The 7,694-nt window shown below is 65.2% G+C and carries 7 protein-coding genes and 1 pseudogene; 2 read left to right on the top strand and 6 right to left on the bottom strand.

Going from position 1 to position 7,694, the window contains the following annotated elements; all coding sequences use genetic code 11:
• Nucleotides 1-98: 98 nt before the first annotated feature.
• From AB7O82_RS33900 to AB7O82_RS33925, 6 genes are all read right to left on the bottom strand, one after another.
• Entirely contained in the window at nucleotides 99-1,508 is a 1,410-nt protein-coding gene (locus tag AB7O82_RS33900; protein WP_428552440.1) for a serine/threonine-protein kinase, read from the bottom strand.
• 9 nt (nucleotides 1,509-1,517) lie between these two features.
• Nucleotides 1,518-2,393: a c-type heme family protein gene (locus tag AB7O82_RS33905; RefSeq protein ID WP_428552437.1), complete on the bottom strand. Its 876-nt coding sequence runs from the start codon at nucleotides 2,391-2,393 to the stop codon at nucleotides 1,518-1,520.
• A complete protein-coding gene (locus AB7O82_RS33910; RefSeq protein ID WP_428552434.1) occupies nucleotides 2,393-3,487 on the bottom strand; it encodes a peptidoglycan-binding protein in 1,095 nt (364 codons plus the stop codon). Before AB7O82_RS33910 ends, AB7O82_RS33905 begins: the two co-directional genes overlap by 1 nt.
• Nucleotides 3,488-4,398: 911 nt before the next feature.
• A complete protein-coding gene (locus AB7O82_RS33915) occupies nucleotides 4,399-4,710 on the bottom strand; it encodes a hypothetical protein (RefSeq protein WP_428552432.1) in 312 nt (103 codons plus the stop codon).
• Nucleotides 4,695-5,216: a hypothetical protein gene (locus AB7O82_RS33920; protein WP_428552429.1), complete on the bottom strand. Its 522-nt coding sequence runs from the start codon at nucleotides 5,214-5,216 to the stop codon at nucleotides 4,695-4,697. The genes AB7O82_RS33915 and AB7O82_RS33920 overlap by 16 nt, the downstream gene beginning before the upstream one ends.
• 165 nt (nucleotides 5,217-5,381) lie before the next feature.
• On the bottom strand, nucleotides 5,382-6,506 hold the full coding sequence (locus AB7O82_RS33925) for a M23 family metallopeptidase (RefSeq protein ID WP_428552426.1): 1,125 nt from the start codon (nucleotides 6,504-6,506) through the stop codon (nucleotides 5,382-5,384).
• 519 nt (nucleotides 6,507-7,025) lie between these two features.
• On the opposite strand from AB7O82_RS33925, the gene AB7O82_RS33930 reads away from it, so the two are divergent.
• Both AB7O82_RS33930 and AB7O82_RS33935 read left to right on the top strand, forming a co-directional pair.
• Nucleotides 7,026-7,313, top strand: coding sequence for a transposase (locus tag AB7O82_RS33930; RefSeq protein ID WP_428552423.1), 288 nt, complete (start codon nucleotides 7,026-7,028; stop codon nucleotides 7,311-7,313).
• Nucleotides 7,310-7,694 (top strand): annotated as a pseudogene (locus AB7O82_RS33935) (hypothetical protein); the annotation flags it as partial. The gene AB7O82_RS33930 and the pseudogene AB7O82_RS33935, both read left to right, overlap by 4 nt.

Raw genomic sequence — 7,694 nt, forward strand, 5'->3', positions numbered from 1 at the left:
GTCCGAGCAAGCTCCCCAGCGCGATGAGCCGTCCTGTTCCGCGAGCGATTTGGCGGCCTCCTGCAATGGTCGGCGACCATGCAACCGATTGGATTGGCTCAGGTTCGATCGACATGCCGTTGTCGCAGGAATGCGGCGCGCTCCGTCGGCGAGTCGACATGAGCAGCAAGGCTCTGCCAAAGCGCCTCGACCGATCCGGCTTCCCGCGCAGCCCGACGCACCAAAACGCGGGCAATCGGCCCAACATGTTGGGTCAGAGCCGCCTGCACGTGCTCCAGATCCGCTTCGGATAGCGTTTGGCCCGACGGCGGTTCCGATGACGCGCGCGCCGACTCGACTGCCCACCCCTTCATCAGAGTGGCGACGTCCCGGCGGAATCCTTCGCGTTCCCGGCCTTCGGGCACGGAGTCGGCGAGCTCTCTGCACAAGGCGTCGAGCGAGGCGGCGCGGTCGGCGATGTTGCGCACCATGATGCGAGCGATCGGCCCGACGTAGCCGGCAAGCTTCTGCTCCAGCCCGAGCAGCATGCCGGCATCGATCGGCGCGCCGATGGACGATCCGGTCGGCGTACCGCGCGGCAGCTCCGTGGGCGGCGGTTGCGCTGTCTCGGCGACGAGCCGCGTTGCCGCCGCGTCGAGGGACGAGAGGCGGGTCTCCTCCTCGAGCGAGCCGCTGCTCCGGCTGGTCTGCAAGATCTGGCGCAGCGCTTCGGCCATCTCCGTGCTCGAGTCGAAGCGATCGTCAGGCTGCTTGCTCAGCGCGCGCTCGAGGACAAACTGCAGGCGAGGCGCGGCGCCGCGCACCGCGACCGGAAGCAACGGTAGACTTTCGTTCAGGATGCGATAGGTGACCTCGGCGGTGGTGTGTCCAGAGAAGGAGCGCTCGCCCGCGACCATCTCGAACAGCGTCGCGCCGACCGAGAACAGATCAGCCCGCCGATCGACGACACCGCCGCGGCATTGCTCCGGCGACATGTAGTTCGGCGTGCCCATCGACGACGACACGATGGTGATTTCAGTGTTGGCCAACCGCGAGATGCCGAAGTCGGTGACCTTTGCCTGCATTTGCGGCGTCAGCATGATGTTCGCCGGCTTGATGTCCTGGTGGATCACCCCTTGCCGGTGGGCGACGTCAAGCGCGTCCAGCACCTGAAGCATGACGCGGATCGCATCGGGCACCGCCAACAGGTGCTGCTCGTCCAGCATGTGGCGCAGGCTCATGCCGTGCACGAACTCCATGGCCAGGAAGGGCTGACCCTCGTGCAGCGCGTAGTCGTAGATCGCGACGATGTTGGGATGCGCGCAGCGCGCGGCGGCCTGCGCCTCGCGGCGGAATCGCCTGATGTAGTCGGCGCGGTCCGCACTGCTCATCAGCCTCGTCGAGATCAGCTTGATGGCCACCGGACGGTGGATGTCAGGGTCGTGCGCCTTGTAGATCTGGCCCATGCCACCGGCGCCGACTAGGCTTTCCACGACATAGCGGCCAATGCGGTCGGGAATTGGCTCCATGGCTGGCCCTCATTGGCTTTCCAGCATTCTCATGGCGTTCTGCAGGCTGCGATGCATCAGGTTGAACGAACGCCCCAGGGAGGCGATCTCGTCGCTGCCCTTCACCGCATATTCCTTGACGTCGGGCTTGCCGGCGCTGACGTCGCGCGCCAGCGCGGTAATCTGCTGCATCGGCCGCAAAATGACGTAATGCAGCAGGACGTTGAGGATGACCAGCATCACCAGGAACACCGCGCTCAGGGCAGCGATGAAGGCCAGCAGTGAGCGGTCCGCGCGCGCGATCGCCGCGGTCATCGGCACAGACACGACCTGCGCGCCGATCACGTCGCCCAAAACCCAGCCGAAGCCATTGCCGTTGCCGTAGAGGTCGACCATCGTCGCCGGCGCCGCCGCCGGCGTCGAATGGCAGGTGAGGCAGGCCTTGTCGGCAAGCCGAAAGGGCCGGGCGAAAGTCAGGAACTGTCCGGTCGGCGTATCGCGCGTGGCGACCAGCTCAGTGAGACCGGCATCGCGCTTGAAAGCGTCGATGATGTCGGCTTCCCAGTTGGTCGCGCGGTCGGCCGGGTTGGTCGGGTTGAGCGCGGCCTCCTTGTAGGTGTAGTCGGGAAAATTCTTTTGGACTTGGCGGAGCACCGTGTGCGCCGACCACGACGGCACAGAGTGCGGCAGGAAGCGGACCGCCATCTGCTCGCTGAGGAGCGGCCCAATCTCGTGCTGCGTGTAGGTTCGGACCGCGGTGCCCGCGCGCATGATCAAGGTCGCCTCGTTCAGCATCTGGCGCTTGGCTTCCTCGGTGGTTATCTCGCGCGCCAGCAGGCTCGCCACCGCCAGGCCGACGGCGAAGGCCACGATCATGACCAGGTTGAACTTGGTCCGAAGCCCCATCACATCCTCCCGTCCGACGTCAGCGAGCCGCCGACGAGTCGCGTCGCCTGTTCCGCCGTCAACCGTCCTGTCCTCTCGGCCTTGATCTCGAACTGGTAGCGCCGGATGGCGGCTCGCGTCTCCGGGCCGAAGACGCCATCGATGCTGCCGGCGTAGTAACCCATGGCCGCGAGCACGGCCTGGACCCGGCGCCTGTCCTGCTCTGACATGTCGTTCTCGCCGGGCATCGCCAGTCGGGGGGCCGATCCACCCGGCGCGCCGTCGAACGAAGAGTCCGGCCGCGCCGCTGGCAACGGCGGCAGGGTGGCGAGCGTACCGCCGGAGGGACCTTTGGCGGTGCTGGCCTCGGCCGGCGGCGGGCGACGGCCGATGATAGCCGCGGCCGCACTGTCGGTCGCCGCGACGACGTGCGCGGTGATGGCGGCATCGCCGGCCAAACGGCCGCGCAGCGCGTCGACCAGCCGGCCAAGCACGAGCGCGTCAACGCCGAGCTGGTCACGTAGGGCGAGCGCCGCCGTGGTCGGTCCCTGGCCGGGCCCGTCGTTGCCAGCGGCGACGACGGCGAAGCTCGAAGCGGGAACGTGCTCGATGACGCGCACCATCCCGCCCGGCGGCGTGCCGGGCGGCGCGAACACGTCAAGCATTACGAAGCCGGCGCCGTCCGGTGCGCGCCGCAAGCTGGCGATGATGCTCTTCACGAGTATGCCCTGCGTCAGCACGTCGTGCTCGCGCGCCAGCGTCGCCGATGTGGGCAGCAGGAAGGGACGTTCCTTGAATGCGACCCCGTAGCCGCAATAGTATAGTCCAGCGACCGTCGACGTTCCGGACGCCGTAAGCCGCGCCAGCTGGCCGATCGCACTGTCGAACTCACCCCGCCCCAGGTCGCGGCGGTCGATGATCTCGTACCCTTCGGCCCGCAGCGCATCGCGCGCGACACCCGCCGAGGCGGCACAGCGCGCCAGTGTAGGGAGGTTGCTGTACTGGCTATTGGCGATGACGAGGGCCACCCGCGGCGGTTCGGCTTGCACACTGGTCGCGCCCCATAGAAAACAGACGAGGCTGACGACAATGATCTCGAGGTGAGCACGACTCATCGTTGGGACCTGCCGGTGGGTTGCCGCCGATCAAGCGTAACAGTCAGGACAGCACATATCATATAGATCTTCAGCTTCCCGGGACGATTTGTAGGACGTTCCGCACGGTTCAAGTTGCCGTTGCCAAGGATGTCACGGCGCCCCACTGTAGCGGCGTGTACGGCGGACTGGTAGCCAAAGGGTTGGCGGGATCCGCCGCCAAGCTCTGGCTTCTTCGCTGACGATCGGGACTGCCCTGGGCGGTACCTATCGGTTGGCCGCTGGCCGGCTGAGCGGAGCCTACACGCGCGGGACGACCATGAACGTGCCGGTCCCCCGTGTCCGGCCGGGCGATGATGGCGACGTCGGCAAGAACCTTTCTGCCCAGCCGATAGGCGATCTCGCCGAGCGCGCTTCGCTCGGCGTCCGAGAAGCCCATCGACGACGCGCTGTTAGACATCGAATGTACTATCAACAGCATGCCGGCTGAGTGGGTGGCGGCGACAAATAGGATAGGGAGGTGCGCCGAAGTCGCGAGGCGATTGAGGCCAGGGAAAAGAGCCGGTGAGGAGCGAGACCAACGACATTCGGCATTGACGAGGGCGCCGCTCTCTTGCGGCGGGGCTTCGTACATCGGACGCTTGGCTCCGAGCAATCGCGATGGCGGACGGCAGAGTACACCGCCGCAGCGAGTTGGCGGCACCAGTTCAGACGCTGGCAGCGCTTCAAGCTACGCGGCGCTCGTAGCGATGGTGCAGGCCGCCGCCTTGTGGGAAGGCAACAACGGTACCTGCAGCGGGTGGTTGTATAGGCTGAGGCTCCGGGCAATCCTTGCGGAGCGAGAGATGTGTGCGGCTCCGGTGATGATAGTCAAAGCACGTAGACAGCACGCGGCGCAGGTGACGCTCATCGAGGATGATGACGTGATCGAGTCATTCGCGGCGGATCGAGCCGATGATACGCTCGACGTAGGCGTTCTGCCACGGCGATCGCGGCGCGGTGACGACCTGCTCGATGGCCATCGCCTGGACACGGTTACGGAAGGTTGGCGCATATGAAGCGTCGCGGTTTCGCAGCAGAATGCGAGGCGCGGTGTCCCAGGGGAAGGCCTCGGTGATCTGGCGTGCCAGCCAGCCTTGCGTCGGGTTTGGGGTGACATCGAAATGGATGACTTTTCGTCGCTCGTGACCGAGAACGATCAGGGCGTAGAGCAGCCGAAACCTGGCCGTCACGACGACGAACATGTCGACCGCTGCGGTTTTGTGCACGTGGTTTCGCAGGAATGAGCGCCAAGTCGGGGAAGGGACTTTGGGCCGCCACGGCAGTATCTGCCGACCGTGGCCTGGCTGACCACGATGCCGAGCTTGAGCAACTCGCCGTGAATGCGGGGAGCGCCCCACAGCGGGTTTGCTGTGCTCATCTTGCGGATCAGGTCACGGACCTCTTGGTTGATGCCGGGCCGTCCCAGGTGGCGTGATCGCCGCCGCCAATCGAATCGGAAGCCTTTGCGATGCCAGTCGATCACGGTTGCCGGCCTGACCAGCACCATGGCGTCGAGGACTTTCGGCCAGCTCCGGTAGAGCCAAACCCAGAGCAGCCGGTCGGCGGCGAAGAGCCGAGGCCGGCCCGGGCGTTGCATGCGCAGGACGGTCACCTGGTGTCGCAGGGCGACGACCTCGAGTTCCAGCGAGGCGCGGCTGCGCAGCCGGAACAAGAGCAGGGAAGTGAGGGCCGACAGAACGGTGAGCATGCCGATGCGGTATGACTGCACGCCAGAAACGCTACATTTGCAAGGCTTTTGGAGTTTTGAGCGGGCACAGGTACCCCATTGGACGCCGATTCACAGGGAGGGGACCTTGGGTCGCCTTGGCAGGCATCATCCGACTGCGCCGTATGATCCCACTCCGCCCTATGATCACGGAAGCGCTACTGGGCGGCGCTGCTCGAGCGATCGAGCGACCTGGCGGCGGAAACGTTCGAGTTCCGCCCCCTGCAGACGCTCCGCCTTGAACATCGGACTGCTGATCGGGTCCACCGCCCTGCCGTCCTTGCGGAGCTCGAAATGGAGATGGGCGCCGGTCGAGTGCCCGGTGCTGCCAACCAGGCCAATCACGTCGCCACGCGCAACCTGGCGGCCGGGTTGGATACCGGGTGCGAACTCCTTGAGATGGCCGTAGACGGTGGTGAGCCTGCCGGTATGTTCGATGCGCACCCAGTTGCCGTATCGCCCGTTTGGTGCCGCACCGGAGACGACACCGTCGGCGGCCGCATGGATCGGCGTGCCAGCCGGAGCCGCGAGGTCGATGCCCTCATGCAGGCATGACGAACAGATGCCGCCCGCCGCTTCCTTCGACGCCCGGCCAGCCGGCTCCAGGCCCAGCAGCTCGGCAAGCGGCGTCGCGGCATTGATCGCGGTACCGGCACCACTGGTGCTTGGCAGCTTGGTCGACGCGCTGCGCTTGAGGCTGACCATCGAAGCCGCCTTGACCGAAGTTGCGGGCGGCTGCTTGAACGGATCGGGCCGCACGCCAAACTTGGACGAGACGGTCAAGGTGTCGAGCGGCATCCGCATCGCCGGAGGTCGGGTCGAATACCCGTTGGCGAACCAAAGCTGTTCGACATGGTCGCGTCCGCGGAAGCGATGGATAGCAACGCTTCCCTTGGTTCCGGTGCGGAACTCGGCCCACAAGAGTCGGCGCGCGATCACCGCCCCTCGGGAGGCTCGGGTCTCGGCGTAGCGAACATGGAAGGCGTCACCCGGATGCACGGCGCGCTCGAGGTCGAGGCCGGCGGCAAAGGCCTGGCGCAGTTCCACAATCAAAACCGTGTTCAACCTTGCTCGTACAAAGGCGAGGTCGAGCAAACCCACGACAACGCCGTCCGCTGTGATCTCTCGCGTAGCCGGAAGGTCTTCGTCGCGTGCGCCCAGCACGTGCTCTTCCGCGTTGCGCTGCTCCGAAAATCGGTCCAATACGATGGGCGCTGACGAACTGGTCAGCAGCGCAATGGAAGCCGCCACTACGAGCTGGATCTCTTTCATTCTCAGATGACCTCGAAACAGCTTAAAATATACCATGTGGCGAGGTCCCCTGAAACCACAGGCGGGCTCAGCGTCAATAGGTGTCCAAGTCAGACGGCGGTAGCCGACGAGTGCGTTGCCATTGCCGAGCACTGGTGCCGGCGCACGGGTGAACGGGCGCAAACCCTGGACTTCCGTGACACATCAGGACGGACTTGTTTTCTCCATCTTTTCAATCTCCTTGGTCGTCGGATACTGACCAGTCGCCAGCATCGTCTGGCCATCGGAACGCGCGGGCGATCGCCTTTAATCACAGCATCAGTGTCGGGATGCCCTGCAGCCACGGTAGAGCCAACAACGCATGCTACAAGACCGGCCGTCCGCCGTTTTCGTCATCGGTATCGGTGGGTTGATCGGCACCCTGTGCACCTTTGACTTCCGACTCGCTTTTCAGGTCAGACACCTGAACTGGCCCCGGTTTTTGGGACTAGTCGGTTAGTTGGAGACAGAGCTGTTCCGTGCAACTAGACGGAGCAGACCATGAACCAGAGAACGAGATGTAAGATCGATGCGGCGTTGAAGGCGAAGATCGCCTTGGAGGTGCTGCGAGAGCAGGCGACGGTGGCCGACCTGGCCCAGCGCAATCAGGTACACCCCAACCAGATCTATGCTTGGAAGAAGCAGCTGCAGGAGCGGGCATCACGGGCGTTCGACGCCGGTGGTGGCACCGTGTCGGCGGACCGTGAGCGCGAGGTCGAGCGGCTGCACGCCAAGATCGGCGAGCTGATCGTGGAGCGGGATTTTTTAGCGCAGAGGTCCGGAAGATGAGCGTGCCGGACCGCGGAGCGCTGCTCGACCACGACCATGAGCAGATTTCAGTGCGTCGCCAGTGCCGGCTGCTGGGGATCGCCCGCTCGGGCGTCTACCGCGAGTGCCGGCCGGCCAATGACAATGACCTGGGCCTGATGCGACGGATCGACGAGCTGTTCACGAGCTGGCCGTTCCTGGGCTCGCGGCGGCTGGCCCGGATGCTGCGGGAGGAAGGACATCCGGTTCCAATGGACGATGTCGGGGCAGAAGAAAAGTCCAGCCCCTCTTGCCCGACTGACGTGGTCGACAGCACAAACGGCCAGAATGGCGAGTTGAAAGCCTCACGCACCGCCGTCTTCCGGCTCGGCCCCGATTGCTCAAGGGGTGCTCCCTGGTCGG

The organism is Reyranella sp. (genome assembly GCF_050185545.1).
GTDB lineage: Bacteria > Pseudomonadota > Alphaproteobacteria > Reyranellales > Reyranellaceae > Reyranella.